At 32.8% G+C, this 22,331-nt stretch carries 18 protein-coding genes, 1 pseudogene and 1 other annotated feature; of the genes and pseudogenes, 13 read left to right on the top strand and 6 right to left on the bottom strand.

All coding sequences use genetic code 11. The annotated features are described in order from the left end of the window. The first annotated feature begins 99 nt into the window (after positions 1 to 99). The 8 genes from ACKRLN_RS06065 (at position 100) to ACKRLN_RS06030 (ending at position 10,397) form a co-directional block, all read left to right on the top strand. Positions 100 to 1,176 carry a Spy0128 family protein gene (locus ACKRLN_RS06065; protein ID WP_416334596.1) on the top strand — a complete coding sequence of 359 codons (1,077 nt, stop codon included), beginning with the start codon at positions 100 to 102 and terminating at the stop codon, positions 1,174 to 1,176. A 182-nt stretch (positions 1,177 to 1,358) separates the two neighbouring features. Continuing rightward, entirely contained in the window at positions 1,359 to 2,114 is a 756-nt protein-coding gene (srtB, locus tag ACKRLN_RS06060) for a class B sortase (RefSeq protein ID WP_416334595.1), read from the top strand. After that, positions 2,114 to 3,706 (top strand): hypothetical protein, encoded by a 1,593-nt coding sequence (locus ACKRLN_RS06055; protein ID WP_416334594.1) that lies wholly within the window; start codon positions 2,114 to 2,116, stop codon positions 3,704 to 3,706. The genes srtB and ACKRLN_RS06055 overlap by 1 nt, the downstream gene beginning before the upstream one ends. A gap of 205 nt (positions 3,707 to 3,911) precedes the next feature. Continuing rightward, positions 3,912 to 6,938, top strand: a complete 3,027-nt coding sequence (locus ACKRLN_RS06050; RefSeq protein ID WP_416334593.1) for a hypothetical protein — start codon at positions 3,912 to 3,914, stop codon at positions 6,936 to 6,938. Beyond that, complete coding sequence (locus tag ACKRLN_RS06045) at positions 6,925 to 7,410, top strand: hypothetical protein (RefSeq protein ID WP_203126337.1); 486 nt, start codon at positions 6,925 to 6,927, stop codon at positions 7,408 to 7,410. The genes ACKRLN_RS06050 and ACKRLN_RS06045 overlap by 14 nt, the downstream gene beginning before the upstream one ends. A 100-nt stretch (positions 7,411 to 7,510) precedes the next feature. Beyond that, on the top strand, positions 7,511 to 8,560 hold the full coding sequence (locus ACKRLN_RS06040) for a hypothetical protein (protein WP_416334592.1): 1,050 nt from the start codon (positions 7,511 to 7,513) through the stop codon (positions 8,558 to 8,560). 22 nt (positions 8,561 to 8,582) lie between these two features. Beyond that, the gene (locus tag ACKRLN_RS06035; RefSeq protein ID WP_203126343.1) at positions 8,583 to 9,158 is read left to right on the top strand and encodes a hypothetical protein; all 576 of its coding nucleotides are present in this window, start codon (positions 8,583 to 8,585) and stop codon (positions 9,156 to 9,158) included. Positions 9,159 to 9,275: 117 nt separating this feature from the next. Then, positions 9,276 to 10,397: a transglutaminase domain-containing protein gene (locus ACKRLN_RS06030; protein ID WP_416334591.1), complete on the top strand. Its 1,122-nt coding sequence runs from the start codon at positions 9,276 to 9,278 to the stop codon at positions 10,395 to 10,397. A gap of 118 nt (positions 10,398 to 10,515) precedes the next feature. Here the strand turns inward: ACKRLN_RS06030 and murJ are convergent, their stop codons facing one another. From murJ to ACKRLN_RS06010, 4 genes are read right to left on the bottom strand one after another with little or no spacing between them, the layout of a single operon-like run. After that, positions 10,516 to 12,024 (bottom strand): murein biosynthesis integral membrane protein MurJ, encoded by a 1,509-nt coding sequence (gene murJ / locus ACKRLN_RS06025; protein WP_416334590.1) that lies wholly within the window; start codon positions 12,022 to 12,024, stop codon positions 10,516 to 10,518. Beyond that, positions 12,021 to 12,533 (bottom strand): hypothetical protein, encoded by a 513-nt coding sequence (locus ACKRLN_RS06020; RefSeq protein ID WP_416334589.1) that lies wholly within the window; start codon positions 12,531 to 12,533, stop codon positions 12,021 to 12,023. Before ACKRLN_RS06020 ends, murJ begins: the two co-directional genes overlap by 4 nt. A gap of 8 nt (positions 12,534 to 12,541) precedes the next feature. Continuing rightward, a complete protein-coding gene (locus ACKRLN_RS06015) occupies positions 12,542 to 13,276 on the bottom strand; it encodes an amino acid ABC transporter ATP-binding protein (RefSeq protein ID WP_416334588.1) in 735 nt (244 codons plus the stop codon). Continuing rightward, positions 13,263 to 14,849, bottom strand: a complete 1,587-nt coding sequence (locus ACKRLN_RS06010) for an ABC transporter substrate-binding protein/permease (protein ID WP_416334587.1) — start codon at positions 14,847 to 14,849, stop codon at positions 13,263 to 13,265. Before ACKRLN_RS06010 ends, ACKRLN_RS06015 begins: the two co-directional genes overlap by 14 nt. A 56-nt stretch (positions 14,850 to 14,905) precedes the next feature. Beyond that, positions 14,906 to 15,133 (bottom strand) — a binding site (T-box leader). Between the two features lie 68 nt (positions 15,134 to 15,201). On the opposite strand from ACKRLN_RS06010, the gene ACKRLN_RS06005 reads away from it, so the two are divergent. The 4 genes and pseudogenes from ACKRLN_RS06005 (at position 15,202) to ACKRLN_RS05990 (ending at position 18,675) form a co-directional block, all read left to right on the top strand. Further along, positions 15,202 to 15,699, top strand: coding sequence for a transcription repressor NadR (locus ACKRLN_RS06005; RefSeq protein WP_416334586.1), 498 nt, complete (start codon positions 15,202 to 15,204; stop codon positions 15,697 to 15,699). Between the two features lie 69 nt (positions 15,700 to 15,768). Beyond that, on the top strand, positions 15,769 to 16,788 hold the full coding sequence (locus ACKRLN_RS06000) for a PTS transporter subunit IIC (RefSeq protein WP_416334585.1): 1,020 nt from the start codon (positions 15,769 to 15,771) through the stop codon (positions 16,786 to 16,788). Between the two features lie 114 nt (positions 16,789 to 16,902). Beyond that, positions 16,903 to 17,688 carry an Mrp/NBP35 family ATP-binding protein gene (locus tag ACKRLN_RS05995; RefSeq protein WP_203126357.1) on the top strand — a complete coding sequence of 262 codons (786 nt, stop codon included), beginning with the start codon at positions 16,903 to 16,905 and terminating at the stop codon, positions 17,686 to 17,688. An 8-nt stretch (positions 17,689 to 17,696) separates the two neighbouring features. Then, positions 17,697 to 18,675: pseudogene (locus ACKRLN_RS05990) on the top strand (DUF1002 domain-containing protein). Positions 18,676 to 18,706: 31 nt separating this feature from the next. On the opposite strand, the gene ACKRLN_RS05985 reads toward ACKRLN_RS05990, so the two are convergent. Then, a complete protein-coding gene (locus ACKRLN_RS05985; RefSeq protein ID WP_416334584.1) occupies positions 18,707 to 19,981 on the bottom strand; it encodes an NlpC/P60 family protein in 1,275 nt (424 codons plus the stop codon). 134 nt (positions 19,982 to 20,115) lie between these two features. Between ACKRLN_RS05985 and glsA the strand changes: the two genes are divergently transcribed. After that, positions 20,116 to 21,048, top strand: coding sequence for a glutaminase A (glsA, locus tag ACKRLN_RS05980; protein ID WP_203126363.1), 933 nt, complete (start codon positions 20,116 to 20,118; stop codon positions 21,046 to 21,048). Positions 21,049 to 21,075: 27 nt separating this feature from the next. On the opposite strand, the gene ACKRLN_RS05975 is transcribed toward glsA, so the two are convergent. Continuing rightward, on the bottom strand, positions 21,076 to 22,215 hold the full coding sequence (locus tag ACKRLN_RS05975; protein WP_416334583.1) for an MFS transporter: 1,140 nt from the start codon (positions 22,213 to 22,215) through the stop codon (positions 21,076 to 21,078). Positions 22,216 to 22,331 lie beyond the last annotated feature (116 nt).

Genomic DNA, 22,331 nt, shown 5'->3' with positions numbered 1-22,331 from the left:
CACGCTGTCACCCTGAGCGCAGCGATAGCGGAGTAGAAGGGTCTCATAAATGAGATACCAATTAAGCTTAGGAAAAATAAAAATAGGAGAAAAAAATTAATGAATTTAAACAATATTTTTAAAAAAGTAACAGGCGTTGCACTAGCAGCAACATTATCATTTGGCGCATTTGCTGGTAATGCCTTTGCAGCAGAAACAGATCCAATAAACGGAGAAAACAGCACAAAAGCGTCAACTGAAGCACCAACTCTTAAGAAAACTGTTACAGGTGGTAACTACTTTGGTGGTGGTACTTTTAACTTTACAGTTACACCTGATAAAGCTCCGGATGGCACATATAAAGGTTACACATCTAGACCAGCTGCTAACTTCTTATCACTTCAAAATTCAGGTGCATTAACTTTACAACCTGGTGTTAAAGAGGGAGAACTTACAGTTAATATTGACCAAGCTGCTGTAAATAATGTACTGCCTGGTGTTTATAGATTTAACATAACAGAAAATGATACAACAATTGCTGGTATTACAAAAGATCCTAGTACAATGACTGTTGATGCATTTGTAACAACAACAAATGGTACTGATAGAAAAGTTGAATATTTCATAGTTTCTGAAAACGGTCAAAAAGCTAATTTGAATTTTGAGAACAAATTAGAAACTCAAGATATTACACTTACAAAAACAATCAGTGGTAACCAAGCCAACCTATCTGATAAGTTTACATTTAATATTGTAGTTAGTTCAGCTACAGACAAGACAGTATCTTATACAATAACAGATGCCTCTGGTACTGCAAAAACAGGCCAAGTAACCACAGGAAAAGGTATATCATCTACACAAATGACAAATGGTAGCACAATTAAAATTGAAGGTCTAGCTGCTGGAGATAAACTAGCGGTATCAGAAACTGATTCGAATAACTATGGCGGCTATGAAGCTACTGCAACTTACAATGGAGCCGATGTAATAAAAAATCAATCATTACCTGTAACTGATGCATCTTTTACTGTTGCAGCAGGTGGAGATACTATTCAATGGACAAACAGCAGAAAAGCTGAAATTCCAACAGGTCTTATCGAAAACATCGCACCATTTGTACTAGCAATTGCAGCAGCAGGAGTTATCTTCTTTGTATACTTCAATAGAGATAAAAACGAAGAAGAACAATACGCTTAAAACAAGCCTGGTCGGCTGAAGAAGGCCCCTCCATGGAATGGTCGGCACAGCCGAAACAATCTCGCCAGATTAAAAACGGCCCCTAGTCCCGGGAAGGGACTACCATACGATTAACTTTATATATAAAAACCAATAGCAAAGGATTAACAAATAAATCAATTCCAAAGAAAGGAGCAAGCAATTTGCAAACAGTAGCAAATATATCGCGCATTGGCGAGAAAATATTAGACCGTATAGTGGCAATAATTTTAATATTGGTCATGCTTTTTGCAGGCTACTCCCTTTGGAATTCATATATGCTTTTTAGGGGTGGATTTGCTGGGGATGATCTTTTAAAATATAAACCTCAAATCACAGAAGACGGCGAAAACCCTACTCTGTGGGATTTGATGAAGATTAATGAAGATGTAGTAGCTTGGGTTACTATCGATGATACAAATATCGATCATCCCGTAGTCCAAGGTGAAGACAATATGGAATATGTTAACAAGGATGTTTACAAAAACTTTGCCTTAAGCGGTTCCATATTTTTAGATTACAGAAATAATAAGGAATTCAAAGATCCATACTCCCTTTTATACGGTCACCATATGGACCAGGGTGGGATGTTTGGAGATGTGGTGCTTTTTGAAGATCAAAAGTATTTTGATAAGCACAAAACTGGCACTCTTTTCTTACCAAAAGAAACTTATAATATAGAGATATTTATGGTAAGCAAAATTGATGCCTATGATTCTGTTATATTTAACCCATCGTCAATCAGCACTATGGAGGGTAGGCAAAATCTTATTGAACACGCCCGAAAAACAAAACTTCACGAACGAGATATAAATATAGGAAATGACAGAATAATAGCCCTATCTACATGTGAAAAGGCAACGACAAATGGTAGAACGGTTATACTTGGTGTAATTAGACCAATGAATGGAGATAAATAATGAAAGCAATTAAAAAAATTAGAAATTTAATATTAATAGCAATGGTTATTATATTTCCATTTCTAAATACCAAAGCTGCAGGCGAAATTAAGATACCTATTTCTGTAGAGTGGTTTTATGAAGGGCAAAAGTGGGCGAGTAGTCCTCATTTTGCAAATGTAGTTATTGAGCCACAAGATGGTGCACCAGCGCCTAGCGTATCTTCTTTTAACTATCCGGGAGATTACAAAATAGAATTTACTGCACCAGAATTTAGCAAACCGGGCAAGTATAAATATCTTATTTATCAAAATAATAAGGATTTTGAGGAAGAGGGAAGGTCAGTTACTTACGGCAAGAACAAATACATTGTGATGTTCTTTGTTCAAAACGGAACTGATGGACTTAGCACATCTGTTTATTCCTTTGATGCTGATAAAGTAGATGAGAATGATAAAAATGCTAAAGAAACTGAAATTAAGTTTACAAATGATGATCCCCATATTCACAAAAACAATGGAGATATTGTAGATCCTAAGGATCCTTACCATCCTTTTCATCCGCAAAATCCATGGTATCCATATGATCCTATGGATCCTAAAAACCCATACCACCCAACAGAACCAAATAGACCAATTGATCCCACAAATCCAAATAGGAACGAAGAAAATACTCCAATATATCCAACAGAACCAGAGGATAAAACTAATCCAAACAAACCAATCAATCCTATAGATCCTCCAGTGCCAGGAAGAAATGAAGATTATTGGCCAGAGTACCCAAACCCTAAACCAACTGACCCAAATAATCCATCAAAGCCTGGAGATTCCGAAAATGAAAATGGCGGATGGCCCTGGTGGTGGCCAGAATGGCCTTGGAGTCCAGTAGATCCAAATGAACCTACTAATCCAAGCGATCCAGAAAATCCAATCACACCAAGCAATCCTCCAAAAGTTAAGGAAGGTGAAAAACCTTGGTGGTGGGATAAGATAAATCCTGATAAGTATTACAAACCAGAAAATCCACCAATAGATCCAACAGATCCACAAAATCCAACTAAACCGGTTGATACAACAAGGCCAGAACAACCTTGGTGGTGGGATATCTATTATCCAGAAAAAACATTTGACCCAGAAAATCCAGATAAGCCAGTAGAAAAACCACCGGCTGAGAAACCATGGTGGTGGGACAAACTATTCCCAGAAGTTCCTTATAATCCAGAAGATCCATATCATCCAAATGGTAAAAATCCATCAAAAACCGAAGATGACTCTACAAGTCCAGATAAAGGAAATAAAGAAGATGGAGAAATTGATAAGGGAGACGGTCAAAACAAGGACCACGAAAATGATTATGCATCAAGAAAAAATAGAAAAGATAATGAATCTGACTTATCAGAAAGCACAGTAAAATCTCCATCCTCAAATATCCAAGATGATAAACAAAATCAAGGTATCTTTGGCTGGGGAAGAAAGGGCAGCGATAGGTCATCAACTGGCCGTGTTAAAACTGGTATAGAAAGTGTTGGTATGTGGTTAATTATATTGTTAATTGCAGCATATGCACTTTATAAACTAGAAAAGCAAAAAAGAAAAAATCCACATAAAGACTAAACTCAAAGCTTTAGGGACATATCCCTAGAGCTTTTTTTGTAGAAAATTATATGGAGATCACTCAAAGTGAAAAATGTTGAAATTTAAACGTTTTATTTGAAATTATCAAGCTTATGATTTTGACAATATTTTCTAAAAATTGTATAATTTAAATAGCTATAATTAAGCAATAAGCTTAAATGGTAAGAGAAATTAGGAGCTAGAAATGAAAAATAAAAAACTATATGTAGGAACTATTGCTCTAGCACTATCTATCGGGGCAATCGCTCCAGTAGGAAACAATGTAATTAGTTCTGTAGCATATGCGACTGGAGCTGAAAACACTGATCCAAACAGTGAAGCAGCTTCGGAAGATAAAACTACAAAATTATATAAACTAAAAGATTTAACAAGTGAGAAATCAAGTGTTCAAAATTCAGCTCGTTACAAATTTGCTTCTGACTCTGAAAAGAAAGCATATGATGATGCTATCAGTGAAGGAGAAAAAGCAAACGATACAACTGAAGATAAAAAATTAGATGAACTAATTTCGAATATTCAACAAGCTAAAGAAGAATTAGGAACAGACTATTTGCCGACAAACGAACAACGCCAAGGCCTTAGTTCTACAATCGCTATTGCAGAAAAGTTATCAAAAACAATAGTAAATGATAGCAAGGTGACAAAAGCCGATAAGGATAAATTAACAAATGCAATAAATTCCGCTAAGTCTGACGAAGAAAATATAGCAAAAAGTGGAGCTGAAATCAATACAGCTAATAAAACATTAGCTCAAACTATCAATGATATCATTAGTAATAACAATCTAGATGCTAATAATGCAGCATTAACAAATGAAGAAATTGATAAAATCACTCCATCTGATAGTACATCTTATGGTAGAGCGTACAAAAATTTAATAGATCTAGATAAGAAAGCTTATGGTTATACAGAGTTAGACGAATTTAAAAATATTACAGATGCAAATATTAAAACTAATTTAAGTAATAGCCTAGATAAAGCAGAAGAAGTGTATAAAAATGTTTCATCAACAACAGATGAATTAAATACGGCATACAATAACTTAAATAAGGCCTATAATGATGCACTTACTGCAGCAAATTCAAAAAATACTGAAGCTAGTAGATTAAAGTCTCAAATTCAAAATGAAATTAATGCAAGTCCAGCTGGATTTGAAAATGCAGGTCAAACAGCAAGATTAACTTATAATATTGCAAAAGCGAATGCAAATGCAGTATTAAAAAAGGAAAATGCGACAGCTGATGAACTTAAAAAAGCTCTAAATAACCTAAACCTTGCAAAGCTTGCCTTAGCACCAATAAAAACAAAAGTTATTGACAGCACAGAAATCGAAAAGGCACCTAAGGATGTGCTTAAAGATTTAGTTGAAGCTGCACCAACTTATAAGACACAAGATCCATACAAATCAGCAAGTGATGCAGATAAAAAATCATATGATGATGCTATCACTGCTGCAAATGGAGTTCTTCAAAATAATAAAGCAAGTGTCGATGATTTAAATGCAGCTATACAAACTATAAAAGATGCTCAAAACAAAATAGCAAGTTCAAAAGAGACAGGCGACCAAAACTCCTATAACCAAGCAAAAGTATTATTGGATAGATTGGTAAGAAATAAAGAAGAAGTTACAAAAAGCACAGCTTATACAAGTGCCAATTCAGACAAAAAATCAGCTTATGATAAAGCTATATCTGATGCTAGCTTAGTATTAAAAGATATTGCAGATGGAAAAGTTATAAGTACTGAAAAAATTAATGAAAACATCAGTAAAATTGTAAATGCACTTACCGACCTAGGCTACAAAGATGTAGTAAAATATCCAAACACTTTAAAAGAACTAGTAGATGAGGCTCCTACATTTAGACAAACTTATGGCTATTATGTAAAAAATAATAGTAGCAAAGACTCTGATAAGTCATTGATAAAAACATACAATGATTTGATAAAATTAGTAAGCGAAAATTTAGATACTCTAAGTCAAGACACAGAACTATCACAAAAATATGTAGATCGTATTAATGAAATTAAAAGAAAAATTGTAGGCCAATCTAGCAATCCTGTAGCAGATGAAAATAAGGAGAGCCTACAAAATTTAATAGACTTAGCTACAAAAGTTCAAGCTCATCCAGATTATGTAAATGTAAAAGCTACTCAAAGCAAAAATTTAAATAAGGCAATTATAGCTGCTAGAAGAGCGCTAAATAGTGATAATGCATCTGATATTGAAGATGCTAGAACTTATCTAACAAATCAATTAAATCAAAGCGAAATAAAACCAATTGTTGCTAAAATAAATAACCAAAATGAATCAGAAGATCTAAAAGAACTTAGAAAATTAGCTGAATTAGCAACAAAAGTTACAAAACACAAAGAATACGCGAATGTTGATAAAGATTTAAAAGACAAACTGGAAGATGCGCTTGAAAAAGCAAATCTAACAATCCAAAGTAAGGATAAGACAAAGATAAAAGAAGCTAAGGATACCTTAAGCAATGTATTAGCTGATGATAAATTCAAAAAAATTATTGAAGATATTAATAAAAACGAAAAATCATCAAGACAAAATATTGAAGACTTTATCAAAGGTGACAAAAATTTAAGAGATTCAGTTAATTATAAAAAAGCTCAGAAAATATTAAGAGATGCTTATGATAAAGCTATCGAAGAAGGTAAAGCAATTCTTGAAAATAAAGATGCAAGCGAAGAGGATTTATCAGCAGTATCAGAAAAAATAATGCAAGCAGTAAATGCTCTAGATGGTAACCAATTTGCAGCAAGAGTAGAAAAGCTTAAAGAAAAATACAAAAAAGATGGATCTCAAATCACCAATGCAAATAAAAAAGCAGCGGTTGAAGCAAAACTAAAAGCTCTTGAAGATAAAAATGCAACTATGGATGATCTATTAGCAGCAGAAACAGAGCTTACAAATGCTTTAAAACTAAATGGTAGCAGCACTCCAGTAACAACTACGACAAATACAACAACAGTACCTCGTACAAGAGCAACAACTACACCAGTAACTACTACTAGACAAGTACCTTCTACAATTAATCCAGGATCTATTGTAAGAACGGGTATAAAATCTCTTGTAGGGGTAGGAGTACTATTAGTAGCAGCCATTGGAGCATATATTCTTACTGGCAAAAATAAAGAAAAAGATAAAAATAAAAATGTAAAAGCAAAAAGGAGAAAAGACAATGAAATTAAATAAAACACTAGCATCAGCACTACTATTAACAGTAACACTAACAGGATGCGACAACATGGTAAAAAATGAAAACAAAGATGCAAACGCACCAGTTGTAGAAGAAAACAAAGCAGATACTGCAAAGGAAAATCAAAACACAGCTGATGAAGCTAAAGCTCCAGAACAAACAGCTGAAAATAAAGCAGAAAATACAGAGGATACACAAAATTCAGCAGATACTAACGAAAATGCAGATGAAACTACTGACCAATCTCAAGATACATCAACAGCAGATATGTCAGCAGATCAAAAAATCGAAGCTTTAGAACAAGCAATCTTTGATAACAGATCAAGTGCACGTGCAGTAGAAATCCTATTTGAACTTTCACCAGAAACTGTAAGCGGACATGAAGATGAGCTAAACGAGTTACTAGAAACATCAAACTCACTACTAGAAAAAGCTCAAACAGCCCTTGACCAATTAAAAGCACAATAATTAAAGACCCTCCGGGGTCTTTTTTTAGTATAATTTTAAAAATACTTCATTAGGGTATAATGAAAACAAGAAATAATTCTAATAACTAAAGGAGTTATATATGAAAAATAAAATATTAAAAACAAGTGCCGTTCTTGCTCTAGGAACATTATTACTAGTACCAAGCACAAATAATGTTTACGCGGCAAGCACAGATACAACTGTTAGTACGGAAATGTCTGAAGTAGAAAAAGAATTTAGACAAAAATTAGAAGAAGTAAATCAAAAGATTGTCCAATACGATTCTGTATTGATGGGATATGAATTTAAAAATGCTGATGAAAAACCTCAATTACAATATACCAATGCCTTAAAAGGCCTAAAAGAGGGATATGAAAGTTTGATAAACTATAAAACAGAAAACGACGATTTTTATAGATTATACATCAATCAACTAAATAGTAGGGTAGAGTTAGTTGAAAACGCAAAAGCAAATCTAAACGGTAGAGAAGTTGACAAAAGTGAACTTATCAAACTAACTACAGAACAATCAAACTTCCAAGCAAGTGATGCATATAAAAATGCACCAAAAGAATTAAAAGAAAAATATGATGCTGCGGTACAAAATGCTTGGAAAACTGTAGGTGACAATGGACTTAACCTTACAAACCTACAAAACGAACTTGCAATAAATGCTGTTCAATCAGCAAAAAATGAAATAATTGCAAATGATGAGAGAAAAAAAGCTTTAGACAGCCTTAGAGAAGAAATTGCAAAAACAGCAGATATCAGAGCAGAAAAAGATATCTATACAGATAGCTCATATAATACTTATAACAATGCTGCAATCCTTGCAAAATCTACAATCGAAAATCCAAATTCAAGCTTAGATGAAATAAAATCAGCAAGAGACTTAGTTCAATCAGCAAGAAATAATCTAGCTAAAAAACAAACTCAAGGTGACATTGATAGACAAAAACAAATTGAAAGATTAGAAGAAGCTATAAGACAAAATAAGGAAACTAGAGAGTCAGTTTTATTAATCAAAAAAATTGCTCCAAATATTGCAACAAAAAATGCCAAATACTTAGACCAACTAATCAAAAGATCTGAAGATATAGTAGCTAGATCAACAAAAGTTTTAAACCAACTAAAGGGAATTAGAGGCTAAAACCAAACCTTAAGGAGGTATGATGAAATTTAAATCAAAAATATTAAAATCACTCTTATTAGTAAATATAGCATTTTTAAGTTTAGGTAGCCAAAGTGCTTTTGCAAACACAAATGATAGACAAGCAAATGTTGCTCAAAACTCAGAAGCACTTACCCGTAATCAAAATTTCACTGACCAAGCAAGACAATTACAATTGGCAGTAGATGACGAGGTTAATGTAGTAAATTCAAATGCATATTTCAATTATGCTAGTCAAGATGTAAAAGCAGAATATGAATCAGCAATCGCTGAAGCAAAATCTGTTTTGGCAAGACTTGATACAGCAAGCTATGATGAGCTTAGAAATGCCATGAATAGGATAAATCTTGCAAAGAGAAATATAAAAGCAGAGGTAAACAACAAGGCTCAAAATGAAAATAAAAAAAATCAGCTAAGAGCAGCTATACAAAGAAATCAAACTACTCTAGCGGCTGCAAAACAGCTTAAGCAAATAATGCCAAACTATGTTAAAAAGTTCGATAAACAACTAAATGCATTAATAGCAAGATCAGAAAATCTAATTGCAAGAGCAAATAAAATATTATCAACCCTCTAAAAATAAGCCTACAAGTACAGCTTGTAGGTCTTTTTTTGTGTCTAAAAGCCTTTAAAATGTGTCAAAAAAATGTATATTATATAGTGATACAATTTTAATTTAGAGAGGGTTTGCACTTTGAAAAAGAAATTATTTGGGTTTTCTTTGGCGATGATTTTGGCCATAAACCCGCTTATAAATACAAATATTAGACCAAACATTGCCTATGCTGCAGCTGATCAGGCAAAGTTAGATAAGCTTGATACAAGTTCACTCGAAAGTCAAATAAGGGCTGCAAAATATCTTATAGAAAATATGCCAAATATTATTAGCGGTGAAAATAGAAAAAAATTAGACGATTTGATAGTAAAAAGTGAAAATCTTATCGTTAGAATAAATAATTATAAGGCTAGTCTAGAGGTAAATGATAATTTAAATATCAGAGCAAAAAATATAGTTAGAGCAAATTTAGATAAGAGAAATACAAATTTCACTGTAAATATCAATGCTTACACTACAAACCAACAAATCCAATCATGGTTTTTAGAAACAGCTAAGGAAGACTGGTATTTCTTCTATAGTATGTATGGAAAAACCAATGTAAAAACAAAATACGATCCTAATAAAACAAAGGGAGATAAGGTATATGTGCAGTCTGCAACATTTACAGTAACTTTTAGAGAAGATCCAACTGTGGATGATCAAATAGATCTTTTTGCTAATGAATGGGTAAATCAAAATATAAATGCTTATGATAACGATCTAGAGAAAACTCAAAAAATCCACGATTTTATCGTTACTAAAAATCAATATAATAGGGGAGATGGCAACGATAGGAGCGGCGGATTTTCAATTTACCATCCTTCATCAATTATTTATGGAGAAGGTGGAGTGTGTAACGCCTATGCAACACTTTTTGACAAACTAGCAACAAAAGCAGGACTAGATGTTAGATATGCCACAGGACATTCTAAAAAAACAGGTGAGCCCCATATCTGGAATATGGTTAGGGTAAATGGAGTTTGGTATAACATAGACACAACATGGGATGATCCAACTATTAACTTTAATGAAGGATATGTAGAAAATATTGGAGATTTTGTAATATACGACTATTTCCTAAAAAGTGATGAAGAAATTAGCAAATCAAGAACAATAGATGATAATCCAGATAGTCCTGAAAGTAATTCTACTTTAAGGACTGGTTTAAAAAATACTACTATTCAACGAATTGATGGTGAATATAGGGTAGTAAATTAGAAAAAAAGAAAGACCTTTAAAAAAGGTCTTTTTATATTGTTTACTTATTGTATTTTATATATCACTTATGATAAAAGAACAAAGCCAATGACGTTATGATTATTCTACTGATTTCTCCTTAGGCTTTTTTATTTTTCTTCCTTTTTAAAAAAGCATTCTTTATATCATCAAATTCATCTACCTTTAACAAATAAATGATTCCTACATATATCACTCCAGCAAATGCAATTGTGACTAGCAACCATAGGTTTGATGGTCTTAATTGATAGAAATATTTTGCAAATATACCTAATACAGCTCCTGCTATTAGAATTTTGCCTATATTTTTTAGAATATATTTATTATCCAAACTGCCAAAAGTTCGTTTATACATTACAAAAGCCATTAATACTGATGAAAATTGGCTGATTGTTGTTGCCATTGCTAGTCCTACTAATCCGTATTTTACTGATAGGGCATAGTCTAGTAAGATATTTATTCCTAGCTGGATAAATGAAATTACCGTTGGTATTTTTGTATTTTGATTTGAGAAAAATGATAGATAAAGCAAATCTACTATGGCAGGACCTAGTAAATATAGGGTGTAGGTAAATAAAACCTTGCTTGTTGCAATCATATCATTGTAGGTAAATTCTCCACGGTAGTAGACAAATGAAATTATTGGCTCTGATAAAACCATCATCCCAATTATAGAAGGGATAAATAAAATCATTATTTTTACCAAGGTCTGGCTAGTTAATTTTTTCATACCATTTAAGTTATTATCAGCTACTAATTTTCCAATTATTGGATAGGCTGTAACTTGGAATGGGACGATAAATGTTGAACTAACTATCCTAAGGATTTTTAAGGCATAGTTTATAATAGAAACTCCACCGTCAGTTGCTACTAGAGAAGCAAATGATTGGTCGACTATGGTTGATATATAAACTGCAGCCATAGAAAAAGTTGTTGGTAGTGATAGGATTATAATTTTTTTGACATTTTCATCAAAGGAAAATTTAATCTTACCACGTTTAAAATCTGTTTTTCTAATGGCTCTTGGAAAAATTATAAATTGGACAAAGTAGGCCAAAAATATACCAATAGTCATTATGGTCACATTACCCTTTGATATTGCAACCGTGATTGCCAAAATTATATTTAATATAATTAATGGCAAAGCAGGAGTTATAAAATCTCCTTTAATTTGTAAGTATGCAGAAAAAATTGCTGCATAGATATTTGGATAAATGGTTAAAATTATTGCACGCATAAAACTTGATGCAATTTTTAATTTTTCTCCACTATAACCTGCTGCAAAAAGTTTTACAATAGCTGGTGCAAAAGCAAAACCTAATATCATAATTGTAGAGGTCAAAAATAGGGAGAAATTTAGAAGATTATTTGTAAATTTATCTCCTGATTCTTCTCCACCCTTTTTTAAAACTTCATTGTATGTTGGTATGTAAGTTTTGCTTAGGGCATAGGTGATTACAGAAAAAATCAGGGTAGCTGCGGTTGTCGATGTGTTAAAGGCATCGGTTATCGGACCGGTTCCATAAAAGAAAGAAAAAATCATCTCACGAAAAAATGAGAAGATTTTTCCTACTAAATTTAATATTATAAGTATCAGTGTATTGTTCATGATTTTTTGTTGGCATAACCCAATAGGAAATTGTCAATTGATTCAATTTCTAGGGTTATTAGCTCGTCTATTTTTATTTCAAATTGGTCAAATACTTGAGCATTTGCCTTATTTATTGCATCTATAATTACGACTTCATCATTGAAATCTCTAACTAAACCTGTTGATACATCATAGAAATTAAAACTTGTTGCAAGAGTTATGATTTTGTTGTGGTCTTTGGCATATTTTATCAAATCCCTAAAGTCAGGTTTTGATTGGTAGATTGCATTGTCGCTATCTCCAATGGAAATATTGCCCCAAAATCCCATGTATTTTTCAATTTTTTTCAGATATTCAGTATTTCTTTCTATGCCATCTATACTTGATTTATCAAACAAAAGATATCCGTCAAATTTGCCCTGGTCATCTACCAAGTGGGTAAATAATCTCTCTGTGTTTTGGTAAATGATGTATCCAACAGCAAAGGAATCTTCGTCTGATGAATAAATTTCTACTAAATCTTTCATTTATTCTCCTAGTTATTTAAAAATCTTGATAAGAATGTTCTAGTCCTGTTATGGGTAGGATTTTCAAAAATTTCTTTTGGAGATCCATCCTCTAAAATTATACCTTTATCCATAAATAAAACTCTAGTAGAAACATCACGGGCAAAATCCATTTCGTGAGTTACCACGATCATTGTAATTCCAGTTTTAGCAAGTTTGGTCATTACTTCCAAAACTTCACCAACCATTTCTGGGTCAAGGGCACTTGTTGGTTCATCAAAAAGCAGTACTTTTGGATTCATGCAAAGGGCACGAGCTATTGCTACTCTTTGTTTTTGTCCACCAGATAATTGGGAAGTTCTTGCGTGGATGAAATTTTGCATGCCTACATCTGACAAAAAGCTCATGGCAAGTTCTTCTGCCTCTTTTTTATTTTTATTAAGCACTAGTTCTTGGCCCAGAGTACAGTTTTCTAGAACATTTTTATTTTCAAAGAGGTTAAAGTTTTGGAAAACCATTCCTACTTGTGAACGATAGTGTCTTTCATCAAATTCATTTTCCAAGATATTCTTACCTTCATATAAGATTTCCCCACTTGTTGGTGTTTCAAGTAGATTTAGACATCTTAAGAGGGTAGATTTTCCAGATCCTGAGGAACCAATTATGGAGACAACTTCATTTTTTTCTACACTAAAATTCATATCTTTTAGGACCTTTAGGTCGCCAAAGCTTTTTTCTAGATTATTTACTTTAATTATTGACATTTTTTGCTCCTGTACTTGATTCTTTTATATATTCTCTGCCCATTAATCTGCGTTCAACTACTAAAAGGATTCTTGTAATTACAAATGTTAGGATGAAATATATTAGGGCTGTTATTAGGTAGGTTGGGAAATATTGGTAGGTAGATCCTGCTACTGACTTACTCATAAAGAATAATTCTGTCACTGATATTACGTTAAGTACTGATGTATCCTTAATGTTTATAACAAATTCGTTACCTAATGATGGCAATATTGTTCTTACAGTTTGTGGAATTATTACATTTTTCATAGTTTGCCAGTGGGTCATTCCTAAGGCCTTGCAGGCTTCAAATTGTCCCTTGTTAATTGAATTTATTCCACCGCGGACAACTTCAGATAAATACGCACCTGTATTAATTGATACGATTAAGATTGCCGCAAACATTGTTGATAGGTCGATACCAAAATATTGTTTTAATCCATAAAAAATAATTACTGATTGAACCATCATTGGTGTACCACGGAAAATTTCTACATAGGCACCCAGTAAAAAGTTCACTATTTTATAAATACCATAGCCAATTGGGTTTTTGATTTTGTTTACTTCAGTTTTTCTGATTATTGCTACAAGTAAACCAAGTAAAAATCCTAAAATTGTAGATACAATTGCAATAAATAAAGTATTTACAATCCCTTTTAAGAATAGGGAAGAATATCTAGACCAAATGGATTGCATTTCTTGAAAAAATGTTAAATTATCCTTGCTTTGATCTTCGCCAAAGCTTGCGATTTTTATCATATGATCCATAATATCGTCTTGTTCATCTTGAGAAATATTTTTCAAAGCATTATTTATATTATTTTTTAGAGGAGATCCTTTTTTTACACCTACGGCTATAGTTGTAAGCATAGGATCGATATCAAATCCTTCTTCAGGATTAAAATCTCTATAAGATAAATCTGTATTTGCATAAATGGCTATCATTGCACCGGACTTATCAGAAACATAGCCATCAATGGTGCCAGAAACTGTCGCAGTTATCATTGTTGGGAATGAATCAAGGGCCTGCTGTTTGCTTACTTCATCCATTTGATCTATTAGATCATAATGGAAAGTGCCAAGTTGGCCGGTAATTTTTGCATCCTTATAATCATTTATATCGTGAGCGTTAGAGTATTCGGAGTCCTTGCGAGTAACAATCCCGATTGTTGCATTATAATAACTATCTGTAAAATCGATTTGTTTTAATCTTTCTTCTGTTGGGCTCATGCCGGCAACAATTGCATCGATTTTTCCAGATGTAAGAGCAGGAATAAGTCCATCCCAATCAATTTTATAAATCTCAAGCTCCATACCAAGCTCATCTGCAATTCTTTTTGCAACAGCCACATCATAACCATTTGCATACTCACCAGGAGAATTTGAAACTGGAATGCCGCCATTTTGATCTTCTACTTCAGAAAAGTTAAATGGAGCATAATTTACTTCCATTCCAACTCTTAAAACTTTGCCATCCTCACTAGCAAAACTTACATTTGTAAAAGTCATTAATACTAGAAATAGGCTTAATAAAATCCTTCTTATTCTTTTCATCTCTTTTCCTTCCTTGGGTAAAATTTTACAAAAAAAATACACGCACACTTTCGCATTCTTGGGACGAAAGGCCGTGTTACCACCCAAATTCATGCACTTTTCACAAAGTACATCTCATTAAGTACCATCATACTCGTTTGCTGTAACGTGCAATCACGTCTTTGAATCAAATATCCTCAAAGAAACTCAAAGGCTTTTTTCACTAATCTTCCAAATATCCCTTTCCACCAACTGGGACTCTCTAGATTTTTCCAAATAGTTACTCTTCTTCTCATCGTTGTTGAAGATATAATACAAGATTTTGATAAAAAAGTCAAGAACAAAATGGTATAGTTAACAAAAGAGGTAAAGTATGAAACTTAGTGAAAGACAAAAAGAAATAATAAATGTTTTACAATCAAGTAATAATCCCATTTCAGGTGAAGTTTTGGGGGAAAAGTTTGGAGTATCCAGGCAAATAATTGTAAAAGATATAGGTGTATTAAAAGCATTTGGCATAGAAATAATTTCTACAAATAAAGGATACAAAATAGATAACAGCGAAAAGTTAACCCGCATTATAGAATCAAAACATGAGGATGTAGATATAAAAGATGAGCTAAATACAATTGTTGATAATGGTGGGATAATAATCGATGTTTTTATAAACCACTCAGTATATGGAGTTATAAAAAAAGATTTAGATATTCACTCCCGCAACGGGGTCAATAATTTCGTAAAGAATATGACGATTTCAACCCCTCTAAAAAATCTTACAGAAAATGTTCACTATCACACTATAAGTGCAAAGAATATAAAAACTCTAGATAATATTGAAAAGGCTCTAAAAGAAAAAGGATATTTAAACTAACTTCCCCACTGTATATACAATAAATATTTTTTGTGTTATACTTTAGTTAATAAAAACTAAGGAGTTATAATGAAAAAATATTTAGATCAACAGGGGATAAATATATCAGCCAGGGTTTATTTTATAGATGCTTTGGGAGCTATGGCCTTTGGGCTTTTTGCTTCATTGCTTGTAGGGACGATTTTAAATTCAATTGGTAATACATTTAATATTCCATTTTTAACAGAACGAATCTGGCCTTTGGTAGGTCAAGCAACAGGAGCTGCAATTGCAGTTTCAATAGCCTATGCGTTAAAAGCTCCAAATCTAGTTTTGTTTGCATCCACTATTGTAGGTCTAGGTGCCTATGAACTAGGAGGACCAGTCGGAGTATATATTGCAACAATATTTGGAGTGGAATTTGGAAAACTAGTATCAAAACGCACCAAACTAGATATAATCATAACTCCTGCTCTTACAATTTTAGTAGGTGTTTTAGTGGGAGATGTAATAGGACCAGGGGTATCTGCCTTTATGACAGGTCTTGGAAATATTATTATGAGGGCAACAGAACTACAACCATTTTTAATGGGTATAGTTGTTTCTGTTTTAGTTGGCATGGCCTTAACTCTACCAATTTCATCAGCTGCAATTTGCATGATGCTCTCTCTTTCAGGTCTTGCAGGTGGGGCCGCAACAGTTGGTTGTGCCGCACAAATGATTGGATTTGCAGTAATTTCCTATAAGGATAATGGTCTGGAGGGTTTGCTTGCCCAAGGACTAGGTACATCAATGTTTCAAGTACCAAACATTATCAAAAATCCATGGATATGGATCCCATCAACGCTTGCTGGAGCAATTTTAGGACCTATTTCAACTTTGGTTTTTAAAATGAAAAATACTCCCCTAGGTTCTGGCATGGGAACAAGTGGCCTAGTAGGGCAAATTTCAACCTTAAACACCATGGCCGATGGCAGAAGTATTTCGATTTTACTCATCCAAATTTTATTTTTACACTTTATCCTGCCAGCAATCCTTTCATATATAATTTATAATATAATGTATAAAAAAGGATTAATTAAAGATAATGATATGAAAATCAATTTTTAATGCCTAGAAATTAAGCTTTTTTAAGTCCTTTATGGCAATTTAATGAAAAATAGATATAATTATGGAAGAAGCATTAAATAAATAATGCTTTTTTCTTTTATAAAGGAGAGACCAATGGAAAAACAAAGAAATTTTGACCAATTTAAAGTTAACCTAAATGAAGGTTCTTCAGTTGGTAAAGTTATAGCAGTAATGAGTGGTAAGGGTGGAGTAGGTAAATCATCTGTAACCAGCATGCTAGCTAATAAATTAAATAAAAAAGGATACAAGGTAGCAGTTTTTGATGCCGACATCACAGGACCATCAATTCCGCAAGCTTTTGGTATAGATGAAAGCGTTACAGGTACCAAAGAAGGTATAATGTATCCAGGGGTAACACGCGATGGGATCAAAATCATTTCAGTAAATATGATCTTACCTAATAAAACTGACCCAGTAGTGTGGAGATCATCAATTGTAACAGGCGTTATTAAACAATTTTATACAGACGTAGACTGGGGCGAAATAGACTACATGCTTATAGATATGCCACCAGGAACAAGTGATGTGCCTTTAACAGTATTTCAATCACTACCAATAGATGGAATAGTTGCAGTAGCAACACCACAAGATTTAGTAGGTATGGTTGTAGAAAAATCATTAAAAATGGCAAAAATGATGGGCAAAAAAGTAATTGGTATTGTAGAAAATATGTCATACTTTAAATGCCCAGATTGTGGAACAGACCACAAAATTTTTGGAGATAGTCATGTAGAGGAAGTAGCTGGAAAATACGATATTGACACAATTGCCAAACTTCCTATAAATCCAGAAATAGCAAGTAAAATCGATGCAGGTCTTGTAGAAGACGTAAACTTAGAAGAATTAAATCCAATAATCGAGAAAATCGAATCATTATAGGAGGGTTTATGAAAAAGAGACTCTTAGCACTATTATGTGCCTTAAGTATTTTTGTACCATCGATAGCTTTTGCAGCAAATGATGCAAATAAAGATGCTGTAGTCTATGGTGCAGCTTTAAATAATGAACAAATTAGCCAAATGAACCAAGCCTTTGGTGTTAAAGAAAATGACCCAAATTTAAATTACAAAACAGCTACTGGAGAAGACCTACAAAAATATTTAGGCTATTATACTGATAATTCTAATATGATTTCATCAGTATATATCAAAAAACTTCCAGAAAATTCTGGTATTAAGGTAAATATAGTAACACCTGCAAATATTACATCTATTACCCAAGGTCAATACACGAATGCGGCCATTACAGCAGGAATTACAGATGCAGATATTTATGTAGCTAGTCCAAAACCAGTAACAGGTGAGTCAGCCCTAGTTGGTGTTTATGCAGCCCTTGCTAATTCTGGTAAAGACATATCCAGAAAGAGCAAAAGTTGCCCAAGAAGAGCTAGAAACTGTAAATGAAATTGCAGTAGAAAACAAAGATAAGGCAGAATTTGATCCAGCAGAATTAGATAAGGTCGTAATCGAGGTTAAGCAAAAACTTGCAGAACATAAGGAAGAAACAGGCCAAGCAGCTGATGCTAATCAAATAGGAATTTATATTCAAGACGCACTTAAAAATGTAAATCTTGAAAATGTGCTAAGTGATAATAACATAAATATCTTGATAAATTTCTTTGATAAATATCAAAATTCTTCAGCTATTGATAGTAAAGAAGTAAGAGATAATCTTATCAAATTTGGAAATGAATTAGCAGATAATGCTGGCAAATTTTACAATGAAAACAAAGAATCAATTGACAATATAGCAAAAGAAGCTCAAGATAGCGGGCTTTTGGATTCTATATTTAACTTCTTTAAATCAATTGTAAATTCATTTTTAAATATATTTGGTAATTCATCAAATAGTGAAAACAATAATTAAATTAAAAAAAGGAGCAGTTTTGCTCCTTTTTTTAATTTACAATTCTTCTAATTGATATAGGATTTCTAATAGGTCCTATAATTATTCCATAACGTGGGCTTGATGCGTGGATCATATTTCCGTTTCCATCCGCCATTCCTACGTGGGTTATATTATTTAAACTCGTTCCAAAAAATACTAAATCTCCAGCCTTTTCTTGGCCAAATGGAATTTCTACCCCGTATCTTTGCTGACTTTGGGCAAAGTGTGGGAGATTGATACCTAATTGACGGTAAGCTTGCATAGTAAATCCTGAACAATCTATACCACGAACTGGATCGATTCCACCCCAAACATATGGATTTCCAAGATATTGGGTGGCCCATTTATAAATCTCGTTACCAGTTTGACTTCCCGTAACTGGAACCATAACTGTGTCTGATTTTTGTGACTGACTGGTATTTGAGACTTGATTTTCTGATGTAGTTGTAGTCACATATGAAACTTCTGTAATTTCTCTGACAGCATTTTTAGCCGCCTCTTCACGGGCTTTTTGATCCTTAATGAAGTTATTCATTTCATTATAAGACTTGGTCATTTTTTCCAAATCACTAGGATCTTTTTTTGAAATTGCAAGATCTTCTAGTTTGACATAACCTTCTTTAATCTCTGAACTGTTATCATCATCTGAAGCTTCATCACTTGGAGTATTTGTATCAAGAGCCACAGTTTCAGGGCTTTCCTTTAAGGTCACTACACTAGGGATTTCTGTATTTTCTTTACCTAGAGTTACGGTTTGAACATCGTTTGTTTCATTTGTATCTGCTAGGTCATAGAGCAGCGAGCTATTTTCGAGTTCTTTTATGTCAACGGTATTTATTTTTTTGTTGTCTTTAAAGTCTTCATCATAGGATACTTTTACAAAATCACTGTCAGGGATAAACTCTAATATTGTGACTTTTGTTTTTTCTTTTAGTTTTTGATCAGTAAGATTATTTGAATCGCTATTAGCTTTTTCTTTTAGGTTTGTTTCTGCTAAAAGGCTAGTGTGATTTAATTTATAAAACCATTTTTTGGCCACATAACCCTTTTTGCCTTCAAATTCTATTTGGTACCAATCATTAGATTCATTTTTTATTTCATAAGCTGTAAAGTCTTCTATCCCACCAAGGATTTCGCTATTTACATCTTCTTTTACGCGCACATTTACCCCGTCAGTTGTGTTTTTGTTTAAAACTATAGAATCTGCGTGAGAAATTGCTGGATTTATAAAAAATTGAGAAAATATCAATGAAGTAATAAAGGCTTTTTGAAATATTTTTGCCACATTAATCTCCCTTGTAAAGTACTATAGTATAATTTTAAAAGAAATTGCATAGGTTGTCAATTTTAAGGGGGTAAGAGAATATTTTTGGAAAATCAAAGCAAAAATCTGGGTATATCTTTATATGAGGTGTAAATATGTTATATAACAGAGAATTTATTGATGAAAAAATAAAAAGTGTAATAAAAACTAGTGAGTCATGTATTGGTCAAGGTGAGCTTGCAAGTTATATACCTGAGCTTGCTAATGTTGATCCTGATAATTTTGCCTTAAGCATAACATCTGTAACTGGGGAGACATTCAATTATGGATCCTCTGATTATGAATTTTCCCTCCAATCTATATCAAAGGTCTTACTTTTAATAATGGCTCTTCATGATAATGATCCAGAAGCTGTTTTTAGCAAGGTTGGTAGTGAACCGACTAGTTATGAATTTAATTCTTTAGTTCCGATAACTGATAAGGCCGCAAATCCTTTTATAAATGCAGGGGCCATTACGACAGCTTCTATGATTTTAGGAACTAGTGTTGATGACAAATTTGAAAGGATCCTAGACTTTTATAAAAAACTATCCAAAAAAGAAAAAGCTTATCTAATGGATGAGGTCTATAAGTCAGAAATGGAGACTACTGACAGGAATAAGGCTATTTCTTACTATCTAAAAAGTAAGGAAATATTTGAAGATGATCCAGAAAAAGTCTTGGATTTATACATAAGAGCATGCTCAATTTCTACAAATGTGACAGATCTTTCTAAAATGGGTGCAGCCCTTGCAAATAGGGGATGTGATTTAGAAACCCATTACAATCTTTTATCAAAGTCGGAAGTACAAATTGTCCTAAGCCAAATGGCAACTTGTGGCATGTATGAAAATTCTGGAAGATATTTAATGAATGTGGGTATTCCGTCAAAATCTGGAGTTTCTGGAGGTATTTTAGGAGTAGTTCCGGGAGTGTGCGGCATAGGAGTTTATTCACCAAGGCTTGATGAAACTGGAAATAGCATTAGGGGCAAAGAAATTTTTAATATGTTAGGCCAAGAACTAGACTTATCAATATTTATAAATTAAAAATAGAGCAGAAATCCTGCTCTATTTTTATGACCTAATTTTGCTGGTTTCATATATATTTAAGATTAGCATTAGCCCGTAAATTACGCTAAAGGCAGCAAATGCAAGGGTTAGGGAATTAGTTTTTAAAAGCTCATTTACACCCTTTAGGAAAAATGGTGCAAGAAATCCGCCTACATTACAACCTATAAAAATAAGGTTGTTTGCAATTCTAGCATGGGATCCTTTTACAAATCTTGATACTTCTGTAAAAAGATAGGGGATACATAGGGATTGAGAAAATGCAATGAAAACCATACAAATTAAAAATATATACATATCATTTCCAAAAAAAGCTAGAACTAGATTTACTACTATATATACAAAAAGACCCAGCAAGATAGTTTTATGACGCAAAATACGATTTATAATACCAAATAAAAATCCAAAAATCATACCCGACATAGGCAGTATTATCATATATAAATTGGCATCAACTCCTAGACCTTTTTGATTGGTAGCAATGGTTGGAAAACGCACGCTTAAGGCTGATACATTCATAATCATTACCGCGGCAAAAAATATGTAGAAAAATATTTGTTTATTAATAGTAAATTTTCCAAGATCTGTATTATCATTTATATCTATTTCTGGAATGATTTTGTTAAAGTATACCATAGTGAAAAAAGCAAAAGAATAAACTAAAAATGCATACTTCCAGTGAATCTTAATAAAAAGTCCTGCTATAAATAAAAATACCATTTGTGAAATAAATTCTGTTGAGTTTCTTATACCATGGAGCCTATAGGCCTTATCACCCTCGTAAAATATATTTATATAATTTGCACTGTGACCATTAAACAAACCTACACCAGCTCCCATTATTAGTCGACTGATGAAAACGGAGGTATAAGTAGTTTTTATAATTGGCAAAATGGAAGATATACCTACTAAAAAAAGACCGATTAAAACACACTTTTTCATCCCTACTTTTTTAGTAAGTTTTTCACTTAGAAAAATGGTAATAATCGAGGTTATAGATGATAAAGTTATTAGTGATTCTGCATTGGTAATAGAAATCCCAAAGTCTTTTTGCATAAAAACAAGGGCACCGGATATGATACTATTGCTAGCAACATATAGGGCGATACTTAGGATTGCTATTTGTCTTTTTAAATCTTTTTTCAAAATTTTTCCTCATTATCTTTGGTTTTAAATATAATATCAAATGTAGAGGTTTTGGTAAAGATTTATTTTCCTTTTAAGCAGTAAAATAAGCACAAAAAAACTGAGGAGAATCCTCA

It is taken from the genome of Anaerococcus sp. AH8042_DFU013_CI05 (genome assembly GCF_047936775.1).
In the GTDB taxonomy this organism is placed as follows: Bacteria; Bacillota; Clostridia; order Tissierellales; family Peptoniphilaceae; genus Anaerococcus.
The sequence above is the reverse complement of the archived record's forward strand: the minus strand, read 5'-3'. Positions and strand labels throughout refer to the sequence as shown.

Bases quoted from the DNA above. Each gene is read 5' to 3' on its own strand.
- ACKRLN_RS06065 (WP_416334596.1), top strand. From the start codon at position 100: ATGAATTTAAACAATATTTTTAAAAAAGTAACAGGCGTTGCACTAGCA.
- ACKRLN_RS06005 (WP_416334586.1), top strand. From the start codon at position 15,202: ATGAAACTTAGTGAAAGACAAAAAGAAATAATAAATGTTTTACAATCA.
- ACKRLN_RS06045 (WP_203126337.1), top strand. From the start codon at position 6,925: ATGAAATTAAATAAAACACTAGCATCAGCACTACTATTAACAGTAACA.
- murJ (WP_416334590.1), bottom strand. From the start codon at position 12,024: ATGAACAATACACTGATACTTATAATATTAAATTTAGTAGGAAAAATC.
- ACKRLN_RS06035 (WP_203126343.1), top strand. From the start codon at position 8,583: ATGAAATTTAAATCAAAAATATTAAAATCACTCTTATTAGTAAATATA.
- ACKRLN_RS06050 (WP_416334593.1), top strand. From the start codon at position 3,912: ATGAAAAATAAAAAACTATATGTAGGAACTATTGCTCTAGCACTATCT.
- ACKRLN_RS06015 (WP_416334588.1), bottom strand. From the start codon at position 13,276: ATGTCAATAATTAAAGTAAATAATCTAGAAAAAAGCTTTGGCGACCTA.
- ACKRLN_RS06055 (WP_416334594.1), top strand. From the start codon at position 2,114: ATGAAAGCAATTAAAAAAATTAGAAATTTAATATTAATAGCAATGGTT.
- ACKRLN_RS05995 (WP_203126357.1), top strand. From the start codon at position 16,903: ATGGAAAAACAAAGAAATTTTGACCAATTTAAAGTTAACCTAAATGAA.
- ACKRLN_RS06000 (WP_416334585.1), top strand. From the start codon at position 15,769: ATGAAAAAATATTTAGATCAACAGGGGATAAATATATCAGCCAGGGTT.
- ACKRLN_RS06010 (WP_416334587.1), bottom strand. From the start codon at position 14,849: ATGAAAAGAATAAGAAGGATTTTATTAAGCCTATTTCTAGTATTAATG.
- ACKRLN_RS06040 (WP_416334592.1), top strand. From the start codon at position 7,511: ATGAAAAATAAAATATTAAAAACAAGTGCCGTTCTTGCTCTAGGAACA.
- glsA (WP_203126363.1), top strand. From the start codon at position 20,116: ATGTTATATAACAGAGAATTTATTGATGAAAAAATAAAAAGTGTAATA.
- ACKRLN_RS06020 (WP_416334589.1), bottom strand. From the start codon at position 12,533: ATGAAAGATTTAGTAGAAATTTATTCATCAGACGAAGATTCCTTTGCT.